The following is a 22,839-nucleotide window of genomic DNA, read 5'->3' on the forward strand; positions in this document are numbered from 1 at the left end:
CCCGCTTGAACGGTGCCTGGGGAGGCTGAGACGTTTGTGACCTTGGGCGCGGCCATCGCTGGTGTGGCGGGGACGGCGAGCAGAGCGCCGGCAACCAGCGCTACGACCACACCGGCCCGCTGCTTCCAGGCACGTCGGTGTGTTGACACGTCCACCGCCTTCCGGGCTGACTTCCCTTGACCGGCGGGGCGCCGGGCCGGGGATCATCACGGTACGAATACGCCGTCGGCCACTATGCCTTGTCTGACTGGATCGGCGCGACCCAGGGCCAGCGTCGAGTGCTTCACCTGTGCGTCGTATCGTCCCGTCGTGTCCTCTCCGCACAGTAAGTCCGCCGCCGTGGCGGCGGCTTTGTCGGCGCTTGACGAGGGGCGTACGCCCGAACGGCCGGTACTCCGGGAGGCGGTCCGGTCCTTGTTGGCCGTCCTCGCGGAGCGCGCCCCCGGCCGATCGGTGGAGGTGCGCGTCCCACCATACGGTGCGATCCAGTGCGTTCCCGGTCCTCGACACACCAGGGGAAACCCGCCGAACGTGGTCGAGATGTCCCCGCAGACCTGGTTGGGGCTGGCCACCGGCCGGATCGCGTGGGCCGAAGCGGTCACCGATGGTCGCGTTCAGGTGAGTGGCATCCGGGCGGACCTCTCGGCGTACCTGCCCCTCTAGCTGCGCGGATGTCCGAGTGATCGTGACTCTCGGCAGGGAAATCGTGACTATCTGTATCGACGGCGACTCGCGTACACTGTCAGGCGACGACAGTGGTCCCGGCCGAGGAGTGTGGATCCGCACCGTGATCCCCGCCAGGCCGGTCCAGACCAGCATGAGGGAGCGGTAGTGCCCCGAGGCGACGGCCGGCTGAGCCACGACCTTGACCCCCAACGACCCGGCCCCCAGGACGCCTGCGGCGTCTTCGGTGTCTGGGCCCCCGGTGAAGAGGTCGCCAACCTGACCTACTTCGGCCTCTACGCCCTGCAGCACCGTGGCCAGGAGGCCGCAGGCATCGCGGTGAGCGATGGCTCGGGCGTGGTGGTCTACAAGGATCTCGGCCTGGTGGCCCAGGTCTTCGACGAGCCCACCCTGGCCAGCCTGCGCGGCCACCTGGCGATCGGCCACGCCCGTTACTCCACGACCGGCGCCTCCAACTGGGAGAACGCCCAACCGACCATCCGGTCGACAAGTTCCGGCACGACCATCGCGCTGGCCCACAACGGCAACCTGGTCAACACCGCCGAGCTGGAGAAGGAGGTCGCCGAGCGCGGCCTGGTCGCGGACGGCTCGACCAACGACACCTCGCTGGTGACCATGCTGCTGGCCAGCCATCCGGACCTGTCCGTCGAGGCGGCCGCGCTCGAGGTGCTGCCGCAGCTGCGCGGGGCGTTCAGCTTCGTCTTCATGGACGAGTCGACGCTGTACGCGGCCCGCGACCCGCACGGCGTGCGCCCGCTGGTGCTCGGCCGGCTGGAGCGTGGCTGGGTGGTGGCGAGCGAGACCGCCGCGCTGGACATCGTCGGCGCCAGCGTGGTGCGCGAGGTCGAGCCCGGTGAGCTGATCGCGATCGACGAGGAGGGGCTGCGCTCCACCCGGTTCGCGTCGCCGGAGCCGAAGGGCTGCCTCTTCGAGTACGTCTACATCGCCCGCCCGGACGCCACCATCGCCGGGCGCAACGTGCACGCGGCGCGGGTGCAGATCGGTCGTCAGCTGGCCAAGGAGCACCCGGTGGAGGCCGATCTGGTCATCCCGGTGCCCGAGTCCGGCACGCCGGCCGCGATCGGTTACGCGGAGGCGTCCGGCATCACCTACGGCGCGGGCCTGATGAAGAACCCGTACGTGGGCCGCACCTTCATCCAGCCGTCGCAGACCCTGCGCCAGCTGGGCATCCGGCTCAAGCTCAACCCCCTGCGGCAGAACGTCCGCGGCAAGCGGCTGGTGGTCGTGGACGACTCGATCGTGCGCGGCAACACGCAGCGGGCCATCGTGCGGATGCTGCGCGAGGCGGGGGCGCTGGAGGTGCACGTCCGGATCTCCTCTCCGCCGGTCAGCTGGCCGTGCTTCTACGGCATCGACTTCGCCACTCGGGCGGAGCTGCTGGCCAACGGGTTGGACAACGACGGCATCCGGCGTTCCATCGGCGCCGACACGCTGGGTTACGTCTCGCTTCCTGGCCTGATCGCCGCGACCGAGCAGCCGAAGACCCGGCTGTGTCGGGCGTGTTTCGATGGGGAGTACCCGATCGAGCTGCCGGCCGGCAACCTGATCGGCAAGCACGTCCTCGAAGGGGTGGGCCGCCGGGTCGCCAACGCGACGCCGGAAGCCCCGGACAGCTTCGGCCCGCTCGTCGCCACTCCGGGTGGCGTGACCGCAAACCGCCCGTAGCACCAACCGGCGCGGCCCGGCCACCGCCGGCGCGGCACCGAGAACCACAAAGGGGAGAACCGTGACGCACGTGTCCGAGCGCAGCGGCGCAGGAAGCAGCCCGACCGGCGCTGGCGGCGACCACCAGCCGTGGACGGGCGGTGCTGGCCGTCAGGCCCGTAAACGCTCGGTCTCGTACGCCGACGCCGGGGTCTCCATCGACGCGGGTGACCGCGCGGTGGAGCTGCTCAAGTCGAAGGTGCGCCAGACCCGTCGCCCCGAGGTGCTGGGTGACCTCGGCGGCTTCGCCGGCCTGTTCCGGCTGGACACGAAGAAGTACAAGAGCCCGATCCTGGCCTCCTCGACCGACGGTGTGGGCACCAAGCTGGTGATCGCCCAGCAGATGGACATCCACGACACGGTCGGCATCGACCTGGTCGCGATGGTCGTCGACGACCTGGTGGCCTGTGGCGCCGAGCCGCTGTTCCTGCTCGACTACATCGCCACCGGCGAGGTCGTTCCGGACAAGGTGGCCGAGATCGGCGCGGGCATCGCCGACGGCTGCCGGTACGCGGGCTGCGCGCTGCTGGGCGGGGAGACCGCCGAACACCCCGGCGTGCTGCGCCCGGACGAGTACGACATCTCCGCCACCGGCGTGGGCGTGGTCGAGGAAGCCGACATCCTCAGCCCCGAGCGGGTCGAGGTGGGCGACGTGGTGATCGCGATGCGCTCCTCCGGCCTGCACTCCAACGGCTACTCCCTGGTCCGGCACGTGCTGCTGGGCGCGGCCCGGATGCGTCTGGACATCGTGATCGACGATTTCGGTCGGCAGCGGACCCTGGGTGAGGAGCTGCTTACCCCGACCAAGATCTACGCCAAGGACTGCCTCAAGCTGATCGCCGAGGCCGACGTGCGGGCGCTGTCCCACATCACCGGCGGCGGCATCCCCGGCAACCTGGTCCGGGTGCTGCCGGAGCACGTCGACGCGGTGGTCAACCGGTCCACCTGGAAGCCGCAGCCGATCTTCGACCTGATCCAGTCGAAGGGCCGGATCGACGACCACGACATGGAGTCGACCTTCAACATGGGTGTCGGCATGTTCGCGATCGTCTCGGCCGAGGACGCCGACCGTGCGCTGGCCACCCTGACCGGCCGTGGGGTCGAGGCGTGGCAGGCTGGCGAGATCATCGAGGGCACCGGCAACGTGCAGATGGTCGGTCAGCACACTCGCGGATGATCACGCTCCGGTGATCGTACGGGCACCTGATCAGGGCTTCACCCGAGTGGCCAGTGCCGCCTAGCCTGAAGGGCTCAGGCTGGGCGGAGGAGGGTGATGGCTGCGGGGGAACTGTCGTTCAGCGGGATGCGCGGTCTGGCCGCGGTCCCGTCGTACGTCGTCATGCAGCCGACGACCCTCTGCAACCTCGACTGTGCGTACTGCTACCTGCCGTTTCGGGCCGCTGACCGGCGGATGTCGGTGCCGGTGGCCGAGGCGGTGGCAGCGGCGGTCAACCCGTGGGCGGCGGCCGGTCGCTTTTCCGTCGTGTGGCACGGCGGCGAGCCGCTGGCCGCCGGTCGGGAGCACCTGGCCGACCTGATCGCGCCCTTCGGGCCCGAGGTCGAGCACCACGTGCAGACGAACGCCACGCTGATCGACGACGAGTGGTGCGCGTTCTTCGCCCGGCACGAGGTGCGGGTGAGTGTGAGCGTGGACGGGCCCGCCGAACGCAATGGCGACCGGGTCAACCGTGGCGGTCAGCCGGCGTACGACCGGATCCTGCGCGGTGTGGCGGCGCTGCGCCGACACGGGCTGCCCTTCTCCGCGCTGGCCGTGGTGTCCCGGCCGGCGCCGGGGCTCGCCGCCGAGTTGTACGACTACTTCCTCGGGCTGGGCTGCGACGTGCTGGGCATCAACATCGAGGAGACCGAGGGCGTCAACACCCGCGACAACAGCCATGACGCGGCTGCGGTGACGGCGTTCTGGGCCGAGTTGGTGTCGGCCTGGCGCAAGGAGCCCCGGATCCACCTTCGCGAGGTCGAGTGGTCGCTGCGGTACGCGGCGGCGGTGCTCGACGGCGCGGCGGACGGCGTGTTGCCCCGTCGGTTGGACCCGATCCCGACCATCGGGCACGACGGCTCGGTGACCGTGCTCTCCCCGGAGTTGGCCGGGTTCACCGATCCGCACTACGGCGACTTCAGCAGCGGGAACGTGCTGGCCACTCCGTTGGCCCGGATCCTGACGGACGCGGCGTCGACGCCCTGGGTGGGCGAGTTCCTGGGGGGCGTGGAGGCGTGCCGGGCGTCCTGCCCGTACTTCGGCTTCTGCGGCGGCGGTCATGCCGCCAACCGTTACTTCGAGCTGGGGCGTTTTGACGGTACGGAGACCGAGCACTGCCGCAACAGCAAGATCCGCCTATTGGAGGGAGTGTTGGAGCATGCCCGAGACCACCAGTCACCGGCGGCCTGAGCGCGAAGCGGACGACGCCCCGGACGGAGTGACCAAGCGGGTGCGGGAGGCCGCCCCCGGGCTCGTCGCGCTGCTTCAGGAAGCCGAGGACGCGCGGCGGCTGCGGGCGGAGGTGTCGGGCGGAGACGGCGTCAGCGCGGTCTGCGCCTGGAACCACTTCGAGAACATCCCGACCTTCTACAACTGGAACAACCGCCCGCGCTGAGGCCGACCGTGATCAGGGGCCTGTCGGCCGGCCGGAGTGACCTCCGGCCAGGGCAGGCCCCTGATGATCGGCACCGGTCTCGCTCCCGATGGGCACATGCGTGAGCACGCGGGGGTCACCGCGTGCTCAGCTGCGTCGAGAGGTCAGCGGGTCGGTCGGACCCAGGGATCCGGGTCGTCGTCCGCGTGATTCTCATCATCGTCGTCGACGAACTCTTTCGAGTCGTCGTCGAAGTGGTGCTCAGACTTACCAGCACCCGCCAGTTCGCGCTGCAAGGCGGTGAGGTCGGTGTTCGGGGAGTGGTACTTCAACTCCCGGGCCACCTTCGTCTGCTTGGCCTTAGCACGGCCGCGCCCCATGGCTCGACCCCCTCGCACAGAATGCGGGGCAGCCCGAAGGCGGGCCCCGATGACGTCAGGCATCTCTCGTGGCTCTTACGGTACATGGGGATGCCATCGTTCGGCACCTCGGGTTACCGTCGGCCGGCTCTGCGCGTCGCGGCGATCCGGCCGTCACCCAGTGTACCTGGTAAGGAGCGGAACGAAGAGCACCCGTGACACCGGACAAAACACGCCAAACTTGACCCGGCCTCAGCTTACCGAGTCGGACCGGCGCGGGAGGCCCGGAGGCGGATCTCGGTCGATCCGCCTCCGCCTCCGGGAGGGGTCAGCGCAGGTGGATCGTGCGCAGCCGACCGACCTCGGCCATCCGCCGCTCGGCCAACCGGTCCGCGGCGACCGCCGGCGGCACGCCCTCGGCGTCCGCCAGGTGCAGGATCTCGCGGGTGGTGTCGTAGATCCGGGTGGCCCGCAGCTTTGCCCGCTCGAAGTTGAAGCCCTCGATCTCGTCGGCCACCTGGATCACGCCGCCGGCGTTGACCACGTAGTCCGGGGTGTAGAGGATGCCCCGGTCGGCCAGCAGCTTCTCGATGCCCGGGTGCGCGAGCTGGTTGTTCGCCGCCCCGGTCACCACCTTCGCGCGCAGCGCCGGCACCGTGTCGTCGTTCAGCGCGCCGCCCAGCGCGCACGGGGCGTACACGTCGATGTCTGCAGCGACCAGCGCGGTGGCGTCGTCCACCAGGGTGACCTGCGGGTGGTTCGCGCGCACCCAGGCCAGGGCCTTCGGGTTGACGTCGGTGGCGACCACCTCCGCGCCGTCCTCCAGCAGGTGCCCGGTCAGGTACTTGCCGACCTTGCCGAGGCCCGCCACGCCGACGCGCCGGCCACGCAGGCTCGGCGTGCTCCAGACGTGCTCGGCGGCGGCCCGCATCCCCTGGAAGACACCCCACGCGGTCAGGATCGAGGAGTCGCCGGCGCCGCCGTGCTCGACGCTGCGGCCGGTCACGTACCGGGTCTCGCGGGCGATGATGTCCATGTCGGCGACGTAGGTGCCGACGTCGCAAGCGGTGTAGTAGCGGCCGGCCAGCGACTCCACGAAGCGGCCGTACGCGCGCAGCAGCGCCTCGCTCTTGATCTGCTCCGGGTCGCCCCAGATGACGGCCTTGCCGCCGCCCAGGTCCAGCCCGGCGAGAGCATTCTTGTACGCCATCCCGCGGGACAGGTCGAGCACGTCGGCGAGCGCGTCGTCCTCGCTGTCGTAGGGGTAGAAGCGGGTGCCGCCGAGCGCGGGCCCCAGCGCGGTGGAGTAGATCCCGATGATCGCCTTCAGGCCGCTCTGTTTGTCCTGGCAGAAGACGACCTGTTCGTGACCGGTCGATACCGGGTCGTCGGTGCTCGCGAATACGCCCATGACTGGCTCCTACGGTGGTGTGCGTTCCTTGTGGGACGCGGACCTGGTGGACCCCGGCGGGGATGCTGCCGGTGCGGTCGAGCCTAGTATCGGCCGCCGAGCGGCCGCCCGACGTGCCGGCGTCATCTCACGTTGCGGCGCGCGTGGTCCGGCCGCTGGGCCCGTACGGGTGCGGTTCGTGGGAGGATCGCGCGGTGCCGTCGCTCTTCGCTTCTTACCTGCGCGTGTACGAGCCGCTGACCGCCTTCGACCGGGACCGGCAGAGCTACTGGCGCCGCTACGTCTCCGAAGGGCGGGCGGTCGCCCCGGTCGAGGGCCCCGGCCGCCAGCGGACGGCGGTGATCGAGGCGCTGGGCGCGGGCTGGACCCGGCTGCCCGACCTGCCCGAGGAGGCGTACGTCCTGGAGACGGACGACGGCCTGCTGGTCTGCCCCTGGAACCTGCGCATCCGGGTCGCCGAGGCGGCGCTCAACGCCCGGGACGGGGTGCCCTCGGTGCTCGCCGACGCGTTCGTGCCGCCGGTGCTCGCCGGGCAGGCCAGGGCGGTCGTCGACGACTGGCGCAGCGGCGCCCGGGTGCTGGAGCACGGTGTGCCCCGGGTGCACGAGCAGATCGCCACCTGGGGCGTGCCGCTGCGGTGGTTCGTGCTCTTCGACCCGGCGGAACGGGACCTGGTCACCGAACCGGGCCGGCGGGCGCTGCGCTACCGGACGGAGATCTCCAAGGCTCGTCGCCGATCGTCGCGGGCGCTGTCGGTGCTGCGTAAGTCGGTGGGCGAGGCGCCGATCACCGAGGCGGTGGAGGAGGCGGCCCGCTGGCTGGAGGAGTTCCACCCGCGCTCGGTGGTGGAGCTGGACTACGGCGGCCTGGTCGCCCTGCTCTCCGACGAGACCCTCGCCGCGGACGACTCGCCGGAGCTGGTCGCCGGTGGCCTTGCCGGGCTGTCGCGCGGCGAGGCCGAGGAGGCGTCCGCCGCGTACGACAAGTTGGTGGCCCGGTGGCGTGCCGTGCAGCTGCTGGAGCGGTGCAACTAGGGCATTTCACCCCAGAAGCGCTCCCAAGGCGAGGTGCGCTCGTAGTTGACGCATCACGAACCGTGATCATGAGTCCGAATAAGGTAGTTTCTGCTGTGTAAAAGTCGTAAAAATCGGGCATGGTTCATCCGTCCGTCTAGGGACCTTCATCCGTTCGGCCCATGTCGGACATCGGGGACTAGCCGGACCATGGGAGACGCGTCGGCCGGCGGGACCCCGGCCGATGTCTATACATGTGGAGGAGTGACCGATGGCATCGCGAACGCACGAACCAGAGCCGCTACTCACACCGGCCGAGGTGGCGTCGATGTTCCGTGTCGACCCGAAGACGGTGACCCGGTGGGCGAAGGCGGGCAAGCTCAGTGCCATCCGCACCCTGGGTGGCCACCGTCGATACCGCGAGTCGGAGGTCAGGGCGCTGCTGCAGGGTCAGATCCCGCAGCAGCGGCAGGGCGACTGAGCCGGTACGAGTTTTTCCGACAAAGGGCGGTGGATCTCGATCCGCCGCCCTTTGTCGTGCCCGCCCTCAGCGCTGCCCCTCGGTCAGCGTGACCCGGATGCCGACCGTGCCGCCCTCGCCGCGGCGCAGCCGGCTGCCGAGCAGGCTGAGGCGGCCGATCAGCCGGTACTTGTGCTTGAGCAGGTCGCGCACCCGGCCCGTGTCGCGGCCACCGTAGAGGGTCGCGTGGGCGGGCACCTCCGCCCCGTGCGGCCGGCCCCGGACGTCACACGGGGCCACGGTCACCTCGCCGTTGTGGCGGATCCGCTTCACCTTCCCCGAGTCGGCCCGGGTCCAGACGGCCAACGCGTCTCCGTCGCGGACCGCCCAGACCGGGGTCGGGACCGCCCGACCGTCCTTACGGAAGGTCGTGAGCAGGAGGTATTTCTCGGCCGACAGCCGGTCCAGCGTGGTCACGCCGCAAGGATACGGCCGCCGCGGGCCAATCAGTGGCCGGATAGCGTGAACCCCGTGACGGGGGAACCTCTAATCGGTGACGTGGTCGGCGAACTGCTGCGGGACGCGCTCGCCGTGGCCACCGGGGTCGGGCCCCGGCCCATGGTCGGCGGGCGGCTGCCCCGGCCGGTCATCGAGATCATCGAACGGGACGACGGCCTGATCAACGGCGCTCCTGCCGCGCACTACCTCGACGGGCCAGCCGACTGGCAGCCGTACGACCACCGGGCCGTCGACCGGGCCCGGGGCGAGACGCTGGACGTCGGCACCGGGGCCGGCCGGATCGCGCTGCTGCTCCAGGAGCGTGGCGTGCCGGTCACCGGGCTGGACACGTCGGCGGGCGCGCTCGCGGTCAGCGGGCGTCGCGGCGTACGGCGGCTGGTGCACGGCACGGTGGACACGCACGTCGCCGACGGGCAGCGGTACGACACGTTCCTGCTGCTCGGCAACAACCTCGGGCTGTTCGAGGGGCGGGAGCGGGCGCCAGTGTTCCTGGCCGCGCTCGCCGCGCTGGCCCGACCGGGGGCGCAGATCATCGCGCACGGCACCAACCCGTACGGCACCCGCGACCCGCTGCACACCGGCTATCACGAGCGCAACCGCCGCCGGGGCCGGCTCGGTGGCCAGCTGCGACTACGGCTGCGCTACCGGGAACTGGGCACCGAGTGGTTCGACTATCTGGTCTGCTCGCCGGACGAGTTCGCCGAGCTGGTGCACGGCAGCGACTGGCAGCTGACCGATGTGGACGACCGCGACGCCCCCTACTACCTGGCCACCCTGCGCCTCGCCGGCTGACCGGAAAGGGGGACCCTCGTCGGAGGGCCCCCCTTTTTCGGCAGATCAGACCTGGACGGTCGGGGGCAGCTGCTCGGGCGGGAGGCCGCCATCGCCGTCGACCACCTCGTCGGGGGTGCCGTCCTCGTCGATGTCGACCATGGTGATGTCCACCTTGCCGTCACCGTCGGTGTCGAACTGGAACAGGTCGGCCTTGCCGTCGCCGTCGGTGTCCACCACCCACACGTCGGTCTTGCCGTCGTTGTTGGTGTCGGCGCGCAGCAGGTCGACCCGCTCGTCGCCCCGGGTCTCCACGGTCTCGGAGTTGGTGCTCTCCCCGGTGGTGACGCTCTCCGGTGCCTGGCTCATCTCGATGCGGTCCTTCCCTTTGGGTTGACAGGCCGTACGTACCCGATCGCGCGCTCCCCCAAGCCTGGGCGGGTTCGTCGTGCTGTTTAGGGTCGCACCATGAGCGAGCGGAGCGGGCCGAGCACCCGGGCCGGCGTGGCGGGGACCCCGCGCGCCACCGGGGCGGACAGGGAGGCGTGATGAACGATCGTTTCGTGGTCGTCGGTGCGGGCACGATGGGGCTCGGCATCGCGTACGTGGCGGCCGGAGCCGGGCACGCCGTCGAGCTGATCGAGGTGGACCCGGCCCGGGGCGCGACCGCGCTGACCCGGCTCGCCGACCTGTGGGAGCGGGCGGTGCAGCGCGGCAAGCTGACCGCCGACGAGGCCGCCGCGAACCGTGAGCGAGTGACGCTGCGCCCGAGCCTCGCCGAGGTCGCCCCCGCTCCCGGGGTGCTCGTGGAGGCGGTGCCGGAGCGGCTCGACCTCAAGCGGACGGTGCTGCGGGACGCCGCCGCCCTGAGCCCGGCCCTGCTCGCGAGCAACACGTCGAGCATCGCCATCGGCGAGTTGGCCGCGGGCCTGGACGCGCCCGAGCGCTTCCTCGGCCTGCACTTCTTCAACCCGGTCTGGGCGATGGCGCTGCTGGAGATCGTGGTCGGCCCGGCGACCGCCGAGGAGACCACCGCGGCGGCCGTCGCGCTCGCCGGCCGGCTCGGCAAGGACCCCGTCGTCGTACGCGACCTGCCCGGCTTCGCCACCTCCCGGCTCGGGGTCACCCTGGGGCTGGAGGCGATCCGGATGGTCGCCGACGGGGTGGCCAGCCCGGCCGACATCGACAAGGCGATGGTGCTGGGCTACCGACACCCGATCGGGCCGTTGGAACTCACCGACCTGGTCGGCCTGGACGTGCGGCTGGACATCGCCCGCACCCTCCAGGCCGCGTACGGGGACCGCTTCGCGCCGCCGGAGCTGCTGGTGGAGATGGTGGCCGCCGGCCGGCTGGGCAAGAAGTCCGGGCACGGCTTCTACCACTGGGACGGCGGGGTCAAGCGGTGAGCGCGGTGGTGAACGGAGGGTGGGCACGGTGAGCGGTCTGCGGATCGAGGAGCGGCCGGATCGGCTCGTGGTGACGCTGGCCCGGCCGGAGAAGCGCAACGCCATCGACGCCGACCTGATCGCCGAGCTGCACCAGGTCTGCGCCGAGCTGGAGGCGCACCCCCGACTGCTGCTGTTGACCGGTGGCGCGGAGGGCATCTTCGCCGGCGGCGCCGACATCGGTCAGCTCCGCGAACGAGGCCGCACGGACGCGCTGGCCGCGATCAACTCGGCGGCCTTCGCCCGGATCAGGGCGCTGCCGATGCCGAGCGTGGCCGCCGTCGACGGCCCGGCGTTGGGCGGTGGCGCGGAGCTGGCGTACGCCTGCGATCTGCGGGTGTGCACGGCGCGGGCGGTCTTCGGCCAGCCGGAGGTGCGGTTGGGCATTCTGGCCGGCGCGGGCGCGACCCACCGGCTGCCCGCCCTCATCGGCGAGGGCCGGGCCAAGGAGCTGCTGTTCACCGGCCGGCGGGTGGACGCCGCCGAGGCGCTGCGCATCGGTCTGGTGAACCGGGTGGTGGACGAGCCCGGCGACCTGCTGACGGTGGCGCACGGGCTGCTCGACGAGATGGCGCAGGGCTCCCCGCTGGCGTTGCGGCTCACCAAGCTGGCGGTGGACGCGCCCGCCGCCGCACATCCGCAGCTCGACCTGGTCAGCCAGGCGGTGCTCTTCGAGGACGAGGAGAAGCACCGCCGCATGACCGAGTTCCTGGAGCGCCGCCGAGCCCGCTGAGGCGGAAACGAAGGACGGCCGCACCGGCTCCGAAGCCGGTGCGGCCGTCGCGGTCCGCGGTGGTGCTCAGTGCCGGATCTGCACCCCGGTGTCGGCGAGGGCCCGGATCACCTGGGCCGACTCACCGAAACCGATGATGAGCACGGCGTCCGCGCCGAATTCCTTGATCTCCTTCGCGCCACCGGTGAAGTCCACCGGCGCCGCCGAGGCGTCGGCCGGGGGGTCGTACGTGAGCAGCTTGAGTCGGTCGCCAGCGATGCCGGCCTTTTCCAGCTCGTCACGGACGGTGGCCTGGAGGCCCTCACCGTAGGAATCCTTGCGGGCGACGATGACGATCTTCTGCGACCCGTCGCGGAGGATCACGTCGGCCAGCGCCCGACCCTGCAGGCTGTCCGGCGGGGCGGTGCGGAAGTAGAGGCCCTTGTCCTCGACGTCGGTCAGGCTGGAGTCGGTGTTGGACGGCGAGAAGAGAATCTTGCCGGCCCGGACCACGTCCGGCAGCACCTCCCGGGAGATGCCCGAGGCGCCGGCGCCGATGATGATGCTGACCCCGTCGGCCACATGCTTGGCGACGGTCGCCTTGGCCACCGTCGTGCTGGTGCCGTCGTCGCCGTCCTTCCACGTCACCGGCTTGCCCAGCGCGCCGCCCGCGGCGTTGATCTCCCGGATCGCCAGCGCCGCGCCGGCCGCCATCGGCGGGTAGGCGATCGCCAGGTCGCCGGTCTTCGGCAGCAGTCCGCCCACGATCAGCGGCTGCTGGTCGTCGGCTTCACCGGGGCGTGCCTTCTTCGCCTTCGGCGGGGTCTTGGTGCTCGCCGCCGACTCGGCGCCCGCGCCGACGAACTCGGTCTTGCCGTCGTTGATCTGCTGGCCGTCGAAGGTCAGCGTGGCGTAGCTCGCGGTGGCCGGCTCACCCTTGTCGGTGAAGCCCGCGCGGGTCAGCGAGACGCTGCGGTACTCGATGTCCTGCCCGGCCCGGGCCAGCGTGAGACAACTGGCCGGGTCCTCGCAGCGCTGACCGTTGTTGGTCACGCCGACGATCTGCTTGGCGATGGCGGCCGGGTCGGTGCTGCCGGCCAGTTGGGCGGCGAGCACACCGATCACGACAGCGTCGTACGTCTCGGCGGCGTAGAGGTAGTCCGTCAGCGCCGGATTGACGGACCGTAGCCGACTCTTGAAGTCGTCGGGCAGCGGGGTGAGCGGCGTGGTCCCCTTCATCCCGTCGACGAGATCGGCGCGATCCTTCAACTCCGCTGGGTAGGAGTTGAGCATGTTGCCGTCCGTGCCGTAGAGGCGCACCTGTTGGGCGCTTCCCTCCTCGGCCTTGTCATCCCCGCAAGCGCTTGTGGCGAGCAGGATCGTCGCGCAGGCGGCCAGTGTGGCTACCCGCGAGCGGCGTGATACGAGCATGGTCGTCCTTCCTCCGGCGAAGGTCCGCTGCGCACATTAGCGTGCCCGGGCCGGCGGCGGGACCGTGGAGGTGGCGAAATGCGCAGGTCGCTCGCGTCGAACACGCAGAGTGACGGAAATGGCGGGCCTTGACCCTCCGTCCTACTGTGCGCTGGGTGACGGACCTACCACAGCAGACGTTCGACGACGCGACCGCCGTGCTCCGCTCGGCGCTGGCCGGCGATGGGGAAGCGGTGACAGGTGCGTTCGACGCCGTCGTCGACCGGGCCGGCCTGCCCGGCGCGTACGGGGTCGCCTGGTGCCTGGCGGCGACGATGGTCGGTGACGCCGCGCCGAGCACCGGATGCGCGCTGGACTTCCCGGGCATCGAGCAGGCGGACTACGACACCCGCTGGGTGGCCCGCTTCGTGAGCGCGTACGCCAACCGGGACGTGCCGACCGGGGAGGCCCTGTTCGGTGCGGCCGCGGCCGACGGGCTGCTCTCCGACTGTCTGCTCACGCTCGCCGGCTCGACGGTCGCCACCCTGCGTAGCCGCGCCGGCTGACCACGCCTCCCGGGGCGCGGCTCCCGTCGGGTGCCGCGCCCGCACGGGCCGCTCAGAAGGCGTGGTACGCGACCAGTGGCTCGTACTCGTAGCGGACGTTCTCGAAGCGGACCCGGAAGTTGACCCCGTCCCGGACGTCGGTCGCCACGGTGACCCAGCCGGAGTTGGCCGGCAGGTAGGTCCAGTAGTTGCAGTTGCCGGTCTTGTCGATGAAGATCACGCAGGCGTCGGTGCCGTACGCGCTGGCGTTGCGCACGTTGATGTCGCGGCACCGGGTTGTGGTGCGGTACGGGCCGGCCTGGCCGCCGTAGCCGCCGGTCTGGAAGAACGAGCGAACCGCCCCGCCGTAACAGGTGGCGAGCGGGGCGAAGAGGTTCGGCCCCGAGGTGACGTCGGTGGAGTCGGCGGCGGGGGCGGCCGGTGCGGCGGCCTGAGCGGCCTGGGCGGGTGCGCCGGTAGCGAGCAGGGCGGCGGCCGTGGCGACGGCGAGCAGGCGGGCGGTCGGGGATGACATGCGTGCCTCCGGAAACAGTTAATTGACCGTCCGTATTGGACGGTCGAGCTGATCGTGACGATGATACTGATCGATCAATGCGGTCGTGGTCCCAGATCGTCCGCCGTGTGTGATAGCTCTGGGGGCATGTCCGAGGCCATGCTCAGCAAGGTGCGCAAGCTGCTCGCCCAGGCCGAGGACCCGGCCTGCACACCCGCCGAGTCGGCGGCCTTCACCGCCAAGGCGACCGAGTTGATCGCCCGCTACGGCGTCGACAGGGCGTTGCTCGCCGTCCGGGATCCGACCACCGACCCGGTCGGCGACCGGGTGCTCGACATCGTCGCCCCGTACGCCCGGGACAAGGTGGGCCTGCTCGCCGCGGTCGCGGAGCCGCTGCGCTGCCGCTGCGTCCGTCGCCGGCAGGGCAACGGGTTCGCGGTGCACCTGTTCGGCTTCGCCAGCGACCTGGAACGGGTGGACCTGCTCTTCACCTCACTGCTCGTGCAGGCCGCACACGGCCTGGCCGCCACGGCGGTGCCCGCGGACGACCATCCGGCCGCCTTCCGGCGGTCCTGGCTCGCCGGCTTCGCGGAGGTGATCGGGGGCCGGCTCTGGGCGGCCGAGACGGCAGCGGCCGGCGAGTCGGGTGGCCCGTCGGTGGCGCTGATGCTGGCCGACCGCTCCGACCGGGTGCAACGGCGGCTCACCGAGGAGTACCCGCGACTGCGGACCGCACCGGCACGCCGGCTCGGCGGCACGGGCTTCGGCTCCGGGGCGGAGGCCGGAAACCGCGCACACCTGGGCGGCCGGGGCCTGGACGGCAGCCGGGCTGGTCGACAACTCGACCGCTGACTGCTCAGGCGGCTTGTTGGCCGCGTGACACGGTGGCGAGATAGCGGGTGAGCAACTCGTGCCAGCCCGCCGTCAACGCCTTGCGGTACCCCTCGGCCGCTTCGCCGTGCCGGTCGAAGTGTCGGTGCTCCAGCTCGACCCGGGTCCGTTCCGGACCGTCGGGGAGGAACAGCACCTCGACCTCGCTCGCCTTCGCCGGGTCCGGCACCGGCACCCGGTCCGGACCGAGCTGCCAGGCGAAGACCAGCCGCCGGGGCGGATCCCAGGTGAGCACCCGTCCCCAGTCGGCGCGGAAGCCGTACGGGCCGATCTCGTAGAGCATGCCGCCGGCCCGTGGCTCCATGCCCAGCTCGGCGAGGGCCTCCGGACCGGACCACGTGTACTCGGTGACCCACCAGTCGGTCAGCTCATCGGTGAAGACCGCGAACGCCCGCTCTGCGGAACCCGGGACGAGGAGGCTGCACCGTAAGGAGAACCGCTCCAGGTCCTGCCGGATGTCGGCCGGATCAGTCATCCCCTGTCCCATAGGCCCGGACCATACCGGCTGATGCCTCGGTGTGCAGCTTCGCGCGGTGCCCGGTTCCAGACAGTGGGTTGCCGAGCCGTCACGCACGGGATGCCCCGCCGGAAAGCGGGTAACCGCGCCGAACGGCTCGGACGACCGGGGCGGCGTACGGGAGCGGGAGAGCATGAGCGAGAACGCGCAGCAGCGGAATCCGGACCGGGACGTCGACGCCGGGGACCCGGACGTCCTGCTCGACATCCCGAATGTGTCGGTCGACTCGATCCGGCTGGTCGTGGACGGGCTGGACGCCGACATCTCGCTGCGCGCCCGGTTGGCCAACCTGCTCCAGCTCGACGCCGGCGTACGGGTCCACCTGAACGGCGTCGAGCTGGACATCGACGGGGTGCACGCCGAGGCGCAGCTACGGGTACGCCTGGAGCAGCTGGTGACACTCCTGGGCCGGGCACTCGACACGATCGACAACAACCCGCAGGTCATCGAATCCCTGGCCCGGGCGGGCAGCGGCGCGCTCGACGACGTCAACCGCAGCACCCAGCAGTTGGCCGCCGGCGCCGCCCAGGTCACCGCGCAGGCGCAGCACTCCGGCGTACGCGACGAGCTGGCCCGACAGGCGGGTGTGCCCGGCGCGCTCGGCGACCAGACGCGAGCACGACCCGCCCGCCCGGCGGAGCCGCGGCCAACGGAGTCCCGGCCGGCGGAGTCGCGAGCGGCGGAGTCCCGGCCGGCGGAAGCTCAGCGAGCGGAGTCGCGCCCGGCGGAAGGTCAGCGGCCGGAGTCTCGGTTGCAGGGCCGGTGGCCGGTGGACCGGGCCTCCGCGCAGGCGCACCCGACCTCCGCGGGGCAGGGGTTTGAGGGGCAGCGGCCGCCCGAGGGCCAGGACCGGCAGCAACCGGGGGGTGGTGCGGGGGGAGACCGATCCGCTCCGGCTGCTTCGTCGACCGGGAAGCCCGCCGGTCAGCCGGGTGGCTCGCCAACCCCCGGTCCTGGTGAGTCGCGGGCCTCCAGCGGCGGGAATCAGGGCGGCCAGGGTGGCGGTGGTGGCAAACCCGCCGGGCAAGCGGCTGGCGGCCAGGGCGGCGATGGTCAGGGTGGCGTTGGTCAGGGTGGTGGTGGCCAGGGCGGCGGCGGGCAGGCCGGTGGTGGTCAGGGCGCCGGCGGTCAGGGAGGCGGTGGCCAGCGTGGTGGTGGTCAGGGCGGCGGCGGGCAGGCCGGTGGTGGCCAGGGTGGCGGTGGTGTTTCGAGTCAGGCGCATGCCGCAGCTCAGAGCGCGGCGCAACTCGCCGAGCAGGCGGGAGAGACCCTGCGGCAGGCCGGGCGCAGTGTGTGGGAGGCGATCCAGGGCGGGATGGCCCAGCACCGTCAACAGGGCCGCCGCGATCAGTGACCAGCGCCCAGCGCGGCCGACGCGGTTGATCGACTCGGGTTCGGCGATATCGCGGTATCCCGGTCGCTGCGATACCCCGATATCGCCGAAAGCGAGTCGATCAAGGGGCAGGCCGGGCGATCAAGGGGCAGGCGGGGCGATCACGGGCCAGGCCGGGCGATCACAGGCCGGGCGGGGGCGATCATGGGCCAGGCCGGGCGATCACGGGGAAAGGCCGGGCGGGCTGCGGCGGAAAAGCAGAACGCCGACCGCGTTTCCGCTGGTCGGCGCTCCTGTAGCCCGGCGAAAGGCTATGTGGCCAGGGGCGGGGTCGAACCGCCGACCTTCCGATTTTCAGTCGGACGCTCGTACCAACTGAGCTACCTGGCCGTGTTGCTCGGCTCATGCTACCCGCCAACCGGATGAACCGCTGGCAGGGTCACCTGCTCCGATACGCAGAACGCCGCGCGAGGCGCGGCGTCAGCGCTGCGGTCCTGACGGGACTTGAACCCGCGACCTCCGCCTTGACAGGGCGGCGAGCACTCCAACTGCTCCACAGGACCTAGCTTGTGTTGCTCCGGCTTGCGCCGGTCGTGCCCCCAACGGGATTCGAACCCGTGCTACCGCCTTGAAAGGGCGGCGTCCTGGGCCGCTAGACGATGAGGGCGGCCCCGCCATCATTGCACATTCGCAACTTCAAGCGGACTTGCTCCCATCCGGCCCCGCCGGAGGCTTGGAAAGCATACGTGATGCCTGGCTGGTCGACAAAACCGGTATCGGTGGAGCCGTCGTGCACCGCATAACCGCAGGTCAGATCCAATCTAGCGGAGGCGGGTGATGCCGAAGCGGTGCTTCAGGTCGGCGATCAGGTGCGGGCAGGCGGCGAGCGTCGCGGCCCGGTTTCCGCCCCCGTCGTGCAGCAGCACGATGGAACCGGGACGTGCCGCGTTGTGGACCCGCTTGGCGATCGTGGCGGCGGTCGGCTTGTCCCAGTCCTGCGGGTCGACGGCCCAGTGCAGCGGGCGCATGCCGAGCTCTTTCGCCACGGCCAGAACCTCCGGTGTCCACCGACCACCGGGTTGCCGGTAGAAGGACACCGGTGTGCCCGGGGAGGCTGCCTGGATGGCCTTGTTGGTGCGGACCAGGTCGGCCCTGATCTCTGCCACCGGTCGGCGGGCGAGGTCGAGGTCGTGCCGCCAACTGTGGTTGCAGAGCTGATGCCCCTCCCGGACGATCCGCCGGATCAGCTCCGGGTGCCGCTGGGCTTCGAGGCCGACGACGCAGAAGGTGGCCGTCACGTGGGCCGACCGCAGTTGGTCGAGCACCTTCGGGGTCCAGGCCGGGCTGGGCCCGTCGTCGAAGGTCAACGCCACGGGGCGTACGCCGGTGGTGCGCCGCAGCCCGGCCGGGAGCTTCGCCGGCAGCGGTCGCAGGGGCGGCTTCGGTGGTTTGGTGTGGGTGGGGCTCGGCGACGGGGTGGGCGTCGGTGTGGGCGGGGCGGTCGGGGTGGTCGACTCGACGGGCTGCGACCCGCCGGCGGCGTGGACGGTGCTGTCTGGCTGAACGCAACCGGACAAGACCAGCACCACGGCGAGGACGGACGCCAGGGCGGCGCGGGCTTGCATCTGTTCGCTCCCGGGGGTCGGGGCAGGCGGACGCCCCGACGGTAGTGGAAGCGAGTGGGGGACCGACAGTCCGGTCACGCCTCCCGCGACTGGTCCAGCGAGTCACGGACCGCCATCGCGAGCGAGACCGCCTCGGCCAGGTCGACCGGCCGGACCACCCCGGCGGGCAGCGTGTCGGCCCGCCAGCCGGGGCCGGCGGCGAGGATCAGCAGCGGGCGGCGGGGCGCCGCGAGCAGCGCGCTGAGCTGGGCCGGGTCGGCCGTGGCCCGGGTGTGTGACCAGAGCACCACGGCGGCCGGGCCGGTGCGGTTGACCGCCTCGACGAGGGCGGCCACCGGCACCCGGGCACCCAGCATCCGGTAGCTCACCCCGGCCTCGGCGAGCGCGGCGGCCAACGCTTCCAGGGGGAGGGTGTGCTGCTCCTCGTCGGCGCAGGAGAGCAGGATCCGGGCGGGGCCGCTGGGCGCGTTGGCCTGGCTGGCTGCCGCGAATGCCTCCGACACGCACCGGGAGACCAGGTGTTCGACCTCGATCAGGCCGGAGGTGGCGGCGTGCCGGTCACCGATGCCGGCGAGCACGGGGCGCAGCAGGGTCTCCCAGGTGGCGACGACGCCGCTGGCGGCGATCGTGTGCGCGATGGTCTCGTTGATCGCCGCGGCGTCCAGGCGCATGGCGGCGCGGGCCAGGCCCCGGGCGGCCGGGCCGGCGCGGCCCACCGGGATGGCGCCGCCACCGTCGCGGCCGGGCGGGCGGATCCGGCTGCGGGTGACGGTGTCCACGGACGTCCGGTCGGGTGCCTGCCGCGCCCACCGGGCCGCCTCGGCCGGGCTCACGCCCTCGGCGGTCAACCGCCGCATGGTTTCGAGGCGGGCCAGATCGGCGGGGGTGTACCGACGGTGGTGGCCGGGCACGTGCTCGCTGGGCCCGAGCCCGTAGCGCTGGTGCCAGGTGCGCAGCGTGGTGACCGCGACCCCCAGCCGGCGCGCGACGGCGCCCGCGCTCAGCGCCTCATCGGCCACCCGACCGCTCCGCCGCGTCATCCGCCGACGATCCGGCCGGGGTCGTGGTCGAGCCGGGGGCGCCCGACGGAGCACCCGAGGGGCGCAGCAGTCGGTTCACCACCCCGCCCAGCCAGGGTGCGTACGACCGGGGGTCGCGGTCGAGTTCGGCCTCCAGGGCGGCCGGGTCGGCCCAGCGCAGCTCGGCCACCTCGTCCGGGTCGGGTCGCAGCGGGGCGGCGGGCAGGAACTCGCCGCGCAGCACGTGGTCGTACTCGAATTCGACGCGACCGGAGGTCGGGTCCTCGGCGTAGTAGACGTAGACGCCCACCTCGGTCAGCTCGACCGGGCCGGTGCCCAGCTCCTCCTTCAGCCGCCGGTTGGCCGCCTCGGTCAGCGATTCGCCGGGGCGCGGATGGCCGCAGCAGGAGTTGGCCCAGCGCAGCGGGAAGCGGGTCTTGACCGCGGCCCGTCGTTGCAGCAGCACCTGGCCGTCCGGGTCGATCAGCAGCACCGAGAAGGCCCGGTGCAGTTGCCCCGGCGGCTGGTGGGCGGCGGCGACTGTGGTGTCGCCGCAGGGCTGCCCGCGGTCGTCGACCAGTTCGACGAGGTGGTCCTCGCGGCTCGTCATCGGCCTTCTCCGGTGATCCGGCCGGCGGCCAGCTTGCCGGAGATCAACACCATCGGTACGCCCACACCGGGCTGGGTGCCGGAGCCGACGAAGACCACGTTCGACAGGTCGCGGTGCAGGTTCGACGGGCGGAACGGCCCGGTCTGGAAGAGGGTGTGCGCGGCGGCGAACGGGGTGCCGGCGGCCATCCCCTGCTCCGCCCACTCGGCGGGGGTGATCGCCTGCAACACCTCGACCCCGGCGCCGAAGCCGACGTACCCGCGCTCCTCCAGCGTGCTGATCAGCTGGTCGCCGTAGCGCCTGGTCAGGTCGCCGCGCCACTCGAAGGGCGCCCGGTCGAGGTTGGGCACCGGCGCGAGCACGTAGTAGGTGTGTCGGTCCGGTGGGGCCACCGACGGGTCGGTCCGGCTGGGGTTGGTCACCAGCAGCGACGGATCGGTCATCAGCTCGCCCCTGCGGATGACCTCATCGAAGGTGCCCTTCCACGCGCGTCCGAAATGGATGTTGTGGTGGGCGATCTTCGCATATCCCTGTCGCGAGCCGACGTGCAGGACGACGCAGGAGGGTGAGTAGGTGAGGCGTCGCGCGGGCGCGGCGGGGAGCAGGTCCCGGTAGGCGACCGGCAGGTCCGGGTTGAGCACCACGACGTCCGCCGGCACGAGCTCGCCGTCGGCGGTGAGCACGCCGGTGGCCCGGCCGTTCGCGGTCTGAACCTGGGTCACCGTCGTGTCGTACCGGATCTGCACGCCGTGCTTCTCGGCCGCGCCGGCCATCGCCCGGGAGACCGCGTGGATGCCCCCGCGGGGGAAGTAGACACCGGCCACCGAGTCGAGGTACGCGATGACCGCGTAGATGGCCAGCGCGTCATGCGGGGCGAGCCCGGCGTACATCGCCTGGAAGGAGAAGATCCGCTGGGTACGCGGGTCCCGGAAGAACTGGTTGATCTTTGTCTGGAGGCGGCGGAAGGCCCCGCCGGTGAGCAGCTTGAGCAGGTTGCCGGTGATGAGGTCGGTGGGCGCGTCCAGGTTGCGCTCGATGAAGTCGGCCCGCTCCAGCCGCCACAGCTCCCGGGCGTAGTCGACGAAGCGCAGGTAGCCGTCGGCCTCCCGGGGCCCGCAGACCCGGGAGATCTCGGCCGCCATCCGGGTGGTGTCGGTGAGCACGTCGAGGGTGGAGCCGTCCGGGTAGTACGCCCGGTAGGCCGGGTCGAGCGGGGTCAGGTCGAGCCAGTCGTGCAGCTCCTCGCCGACCGCCCCGAGCGCCTCGGCGATGAGGTCGGGCATGGTGAGCACGGTCGGGCCGGTGTCGAACTCGTACCCACTCACGGAGAGTCGGCCCGCGCGCCCGCCGGGGACCGGCTCGCGCTCCAGCACCGTCACCTGTCGGCCGCTGCCGGCCAGGTGCAGCGCGCAGGCCAGCCCACCCAGCCCGGCGCCGACGACCACCACCCGGTCCGTCCGTCCCGTCACCGTCCGCACGTGACCACCTCCTCGTGAGAATCGCTCATCAGGCCCGCCGGCTGGTGGCGGCGGCGGCCAACCCGGTCAGCGCCGTACGCGCCGTCCGGTCCACGGGCGCGCTGTCGAGCGCGGCCAGGGCGTCGCCCACCCGCTCGGCGATCATCCGCTCCACCCGGGCCACCGCGCCGGTCTCGGCGACCAGGTCGGCGAGCCGGTCGACCGGCTCGCCGTCGGCCTGCTCCAGTGCTCGGAGCTGGCGGGGAGTGGCCAGTTGGCGAGCCAGCATGAGCAGCGTGGTCGGCTTGCCGGTGCGCAGGTCGTCGCCGGCCGGCTTGCCGGTCGCCGCCGGGTCGCCGTAGACGCCGAGCAGGTCGTCGCGGAGTTGGAAGGCCTCGCCGACGGCCAGGCCGTAGCGGGTGTACGCGGTGACCAGCGCGGCGTCGGCGGTCACCCCGGCCAGGCAGGCGCCGAAGAGCAGCGGTCGCTGCACCGTGTAGCTGGCGGTCTTGTAGCGGGCCACGCGCAGTGCCCGATCGACCGACCAGTTGCTCGGGTCGTTCTCGCCGAGCACGTCCAGGTACTGCCCGGCAACCGTCTCGACGCGCATCTGGTCGTAGCAGCGGCGGACCTCGAACAGCCGGGCCGGGGTGATGGTGGCGCGAGCCAGCAGCTTGTCGGCCCAGACCATGCAGAGGTCGCCGATGAGCACGGCGGCCGCCTCGCCGAACCGGTCGGGGTCGCCCCGGTGGCCGGCGGCGACGTGCTGCGCGGCGAGCGCGACGTGTGCGGTGGGCCGGCCGCGGCGGGTGGTGGAGGCGTCCATCACGTCGTCGTGTACCAGCGCGAAGGTGTGCAGCAGTTCGAGGGAGGCCAGCGCGGGCAGGACCGGTGGGAGGGGCTCGGTGCCGCCGACCGCCCCGCGCCAGCCCCAGTAGGCGAACGTGGACCGGATCCGCTTGCCGCCGGCCAGCACGGCTTCGCGGGCGGCGGACGCGAAGCCGCCCATGGCCGCGTCGATCTCGGTGAGTGCGTCGACCTCGGCGGTGAGGAAGGTGGAGAGGGTCTCGTCGACCGCCGTGATCAGGTCCTGGGTGTACGCGGCCAGGACGGCGCGGACCGGATCGTCCCTGTCGCCCGGCCCTGTCGGCGCCACACGGGTCGCGTTGCCCGCTACTGCGTCGTTGGCCATGGTGGCGAGCGTACCCTAGGGTACGAGTTGCGTCGA

The 22,839-nt window shown here is 71.9% G+C and carries 25 protein-coding genes and 3 tRNA genes; 13 read left to right on the forward strand and 15 right to left on the reverse strand.

All coding sequences use genetic code 11. The features are described from left to right. Nucleotides 1–339: 339 nt before the first annotated feature. From ABZU53_RS08135 to amcA, 5 genes are all read left to right on the forward strand, one after another. Nucleotides 340–663: a sterol carrier family protein gene (locus ABZU53_RS08135; protein ID WP_354853900.1), complete on the forward strand. Its 324-nt coding sequence runs from the start codon at nucleotides 340–342 to the stop codon at nucleotides 661–663. 168 nt (nucleotides 664–831) lie between these two features. Further along, the gene (gene purF, locus ABZU53_RS08140; protein ID WP_354853477.1) at nucleotides 832–2,370 is read left to right on the forward strand and encodes an amidophosphoribosyltransferase; all 1,539 of its coding nucleotides are present in this window, start codon (nucleotides 832–834) and stop codon (nucleotides 2,368–2,370) included. A gap of 61 nt (nucleotides 2,371–2,431) precedes the next feature. Beyond that, nucleotides 2,432–3,586, forward strand: coding sequence for a phosphoribosylformylglycinamidine cyclo-ligase (purM, locus tag ABZU53_RS08145; protein ID WP_354853480.1), 1,155 nt, complete (start codon nucleotides 2,432–2,434; stop codon nucleotides 3,584–3,586). Nucleotides 3,587–3,712: 126 nt separating this feature from the next. Further along, the gene (gene amcB, locus ABZU53_RS08150; RefSeq protein ID WP_354853903.1) at nucleotides 3,713–4,816 is read left to right on the forward strand and encodes a cyclophane-forming radical SAM peptide maturase AmcB; all 1,104 of its coding nucleotides are present in this window, start codon (nucleotides 3,713–3,715) and stop codon (nucleotides 4,814–4,816) included. After that, nucleotides 4,785–5,021, forward strand: coding sequence for a multiple cyclophane-containing RiPP AmcA (gene amcA / locus ABZU53_RS08155; protein ID WP_354853483.1), 237 nt, complete (start codon nucleotides 4,785–4,787; stop codon nucleotides 5,019–5,021). Before amcB ends, amcA begins: the two co-directional genes overlap by 32 nt. A gap of 143 nt (nucleotides 5,022–5,164) precedes the next feature. Here the strand turns inward: amcA and ABZU53_RS08160 are convergent, their stop codons facing one another. Together ABZU53_RS08160 and ABZU53_RS08165 are read right to left on the reverse strand one after the other, a co-directional pair. Further along, complete coding sequence (locus ABZU53_RS08160; RefSeq protein ID WP_007454329.1) at nucleotides 5,165–5,380, reverse strand: DUF3073 domain-containing protein; 216 nt, start codon at nucleotides 5,378–5,380, stop codon at nucleotides 5,165–5,167. Between the two features lie 307 nt (nucleotides 5,381–5,687). Further along, entirely contained in the window at nucleotides 5,688–6,770 is a 1,083-nt protein-coding gene (locus tag ABZU53_RS08165; RefSeq protein ID WP_354853486.1) for a Glu/Leu/Phe/Val dehydrogenase, read from the reverse strand. Nucleotides 6,771–6,964: 194 nt separating this feature from the next. Here ABZU53_RS08165 and ABZU53_RS08170 point away from each other — a divergent pair, with 194 nt between their 5' ends. Both ABZU53_RS08170 and ABZU53_RS08175 read left to right on the forward strand, forming a co-directional pair. Next, a complete protein-coding gene (locus ABZU53_RS08170; protein WP_234583169.1) occupies nucleotides 6,965–7,804 on the forward strand; it encodes a hypothetical protein in 840 nt (279 codons plus the stop codon). 250 nt (nucleotides 7,805–8,054) lie between these two features. After that, nucleotides 8,055–8,264: a BldC family transcriptional regulator gene (locus ABZU53_RS08175; RefSeq protein WP_007073996.1), complete on the forward strand. Its 210-nt coding sequence runs from the start codon at nucleotides 8,055–8,057 to the stop codon at nucleotides 8,262–8,264. A 66-nt stretch (nucleotides 8,265–8,330) separates the two neighbouring features. Here ABZU53_RS08175 and ABZU53_RS08180 read toward each other — a convergent pair whose 3' ends face one another. Further along, nucleotides 8,331–8,720 (reverse strand): PPOX class F420-dependent oxidoreductase, encoded by a 390-nt coding sequence (locus ABZU53_RS08180; RefSeq protein WP_234583170.1) that lies wholly within the window; start codon nucleotides 8,718–8,720, stop codon nucleotides 8,331–8,333. A gap of 54 nt (nucleotides 8,721–8,774) precedes the next feature. Here ABZU53_RS08180 and ABZU53_RS08185 point away from each other — a divergent pair, with 54 nt between their 5' ends. Then, complete coding sequence (locus ABZU53_RS08185) at nucleotides 8,775–9,554, forward strand: class I SAM-dependent methyltransferase (RefSeq protein WP_355064650.1); 780 nt, start codon at nucleotides 8,775–8,777, stop codon at nucleotides 9,552–9,554. A gap of 45 nt (nucleotides 9,555–9,599) precedes the next feature. Here ABZU53_RS08185 and ABZU53_RS08190 read toward each other — a convergent pair whose 3' ends face one another. Beyond that, the gene (locus ABZU53_RS08190) at nucleotides 9,600–9,902 is read right to left on the reverse strand and encodes a hypothetical protein (protein ID WP_354853497.1); all 303 of its coding nucleotides are present in this window, start codon (nucleotides 9,900–9,902) and stop codon (nucleotides 9,600–9,602) included. 179 nt (nucleotides 9,903–10,081) lie between these two features. Between ABZU53_RS08190 and ABZU53_RS08195 the strand changes: the two genes are divergently transcribed. Both ABZU53_RS08195 and ABZU53_RS08200 read left to right on the forward strand, forming a co-directional pair. Beyond that, the gene (locus ABZU53_RS08195) at nucleotides 10,082–10,939 is read left to right on the forward strand and encodes a 3-hydroxyacyl-CoA dehydrogenase family protein (RefSeq protein WP_355064652.1); all 858 of its coding nucleotides are present in this window, start codon (nucleotides 10,082–10,084) and stop codon (nucleotides 10,937–10,939) included. A 28-nt stretch (nucleotides 10,940–10,967) separates the two neighbouring features. Then, a complete protein-coding gene (locus ABZU53_RS08200; RefSeq protein WP_354853502.1) occupies nucleotides 10,968–11,711 on the forward strand; it encodes an enoyl-CoA hydratase/isomerase family protein in 744 nt (247 codons plus the stop codon). A 66-nt stretch (nucleotides 11,712–11,777) separates the two neighbouring features. On the opposite strand, the gene ABZU53_RS08205 is transcribed toward ABZU53_RS08200, so the two are convergent. Next, nucleotides 11,778–13,121, reverse strand: a complete 1,344-nt coding sequence (locus ABZU53_RS08205) for an ABC transporter substrate-binding protein (protein WP_354853505.1) — start codon at nucleotides 13,119–13,121, stop codon at nucleotides 11,778–11,780. 155 nt (nucleotides 13,122–13,276) lie between these two features. Between ABZU53_RS08205 and ABZU53_RS08210 the strand changes: the two genes are divergently transcribed. Then, nucleotides 13,277–13,666, forward strand: a complete 390-nt coding sequence (locus ABZU53_RS08210; RefSeq protein WP_354853507.1) for a hypothetical protein — start codon at nucleotides 13,277–13,279, stop codon at nucleotides 13,664–13,666. Between the two features lie 52 nt (nucleotides 13,667–13,718). Here the strand turns inward: ABZU53_RS08210 and ABZU53_RS08215 are convergent, their stop codons facing one another. Continuing rightward, nucleotides 13,719–14,180 carry a hypothetical protein gene (locus ABZU53_RS08215; protein ID WP_354853510.1) on the reverse strand — a complete coding sequence of 154 codons (462 nt, stop codon included), beginning with the start codon at nucleotides 14,178–14,180 and terminating at the stop codon, nucleotides 13,719–13,721. A 126-nt stretch (nucleotides 14,181–14,306) separates the two neighbouring features. Between ABZU53_RS08215 and ABZU53_RS08220 the strand changes: the two genes are divergently transcribed. Continuing rightward, nucleotides 14,307–15,011 (forward strand): DUF2786 domain-containing protein, encoded by a 705-nt coding sequence (locus ABZU53_RS08220; protein WP_355064654.1) that lies wholly within the window; start codon nucleotides 14,307–14,309, stop codon nucleotides 15,009–15,011. A gap of 4 nt (nucleotides 15,012–15,015) precedes the next feature. Here the strand turns inward: ABZU53_RS08220 and ABZU53_RS08225 are convergent, their stop codons facing one another. Beyond that, on the reverse strand, nucleotides 15,016–15,537 hold the full coding sequence (locus ABZU53_RS08225) for an SRPBCC family protein (protein WP_354853515.1): 522 nt from the start codon (nucleotides 15,535–15,537) through the stop codon (nucleotides 15,016–15,018). A gap of 163 nt (nucleotides 15,538–15,700) precedes the next feature. On the opposite strand from ABZU53_RS08225, the gene ABZU53_RS08230 reads away from it, so the two are divergent. Then, a complete protein-coding gene (locus ABZU53_RS08230) occupies nucleotides 15,701–16,921 on the forward strand; it encodes a hypothetical protein (RefSeq protein ID WP_355064656.1) in 1,221 nt (406 codons plus the stop codon). 295 nt (nucleotides 16,922–17,216) lie between these two features. Here ABZU53_RS08230 and ABZU53_RS08235 read toward each other — a convergent pair. From ABZU53_RS08235 to ABZU53_RS08270, 8 genes are all read right to left on the reverse strand, one after another. Further along, a tRNA-Phe gene (locus ABZU53_RS08235) sits at nucleotides 17,217–17,290 on the reverse strand. A 99-nt stretch (nucleotides 17,291–17,389) separates the two neighbouring features. Beyond that, nucleotides 17,390–17,463 (reverse strand) — tRNA-Asp (locus ABZU53_RS08240). 31 nt (nucleotides 17,464–17,494) lie between these two features. Then, a tRNA-Glu gene (locus tag ABZU53_RS08245) sits at nucleotides 17,495–17,567 on the reverse strand. 154 nt (nucleotides 17,568–17,721) lie between these two features. Continuing rightward, on the reverse strand, nucleotides 17,722–18,525 hold the full coding sequence (locus tag ABZU53_RS08250) for a polysaccharide deacetylase family protein (protein ID WP_355064658.1): 804 nt from the start codon (nucleotides 18,523–18,525) through the stop codon (nucleotides 17,722–17,724). A gap of 74 nt (nucleotides 18,526–18,599) precedes the next feature. Next, nucleotides 18,600–19,544 (reverse strand): MerR family transcriptional regulator, encoded by a 945-nt coding sequence (locus ABZU53_RS08255; protein ID WP_354853906.1) that lies wholly within the window; start codon nucleotides 19,542–19,544, stop codon nucleotides 18,600–18,602. Beyond that, complete coding sequence (idi, locus tag ABZU53_RS08260) at nucleotides 19,534–20,154, reverse strand: isopentenyl-diphosphate Delta-isomerase (protein WP_355064660.1); 621 nt, start codon at nucleotides 20,152–20,154, stop codon at nucleotides 19,534–19,536. The genes ABZU53_RS08255 and idi overlap by 11 nt, the downstream gene beginning before the upstream one ends. Next, nucleotides 20,151–21,632 (reverse strand): phytoene desaturase family protein, encoded by a 1,482-nt coding sequence (gene crtI, locus ABZU53_RS08265; RefSeq protein ID WP_355064662.1) that lies wholly within the window; start codon nucleotides 21,630–21,632, stop codon nucleotides 20,151–20,153. Before crtI ends, idi begins: the two co-directional genes overlap by 4 nt. 28 nt (nucleotides 21,633–21,660) lie before the next feature. Continuing rightward, entirely contained in the window at nucleotides 21,661–22,803 is a 1,143-nt protein-coding gene (locus ABZU53_RS08270) for a polyprenyl synthetase family protein (RefSeq protein ID WP_354853530.1), read from the reverse strand. Between the last annotated feature and the right edge of the window lie 36 nt (nucleotides 22,804–22,839).

The organism is Micromonospora sp. NPDC005194 (genome assembly GCF_040608335.1).
Lineage (GTDB): Bacteria > Actinomycetota > Actinomycetes > Mycobacteriales > Micromonosporaceae > Micromonospora.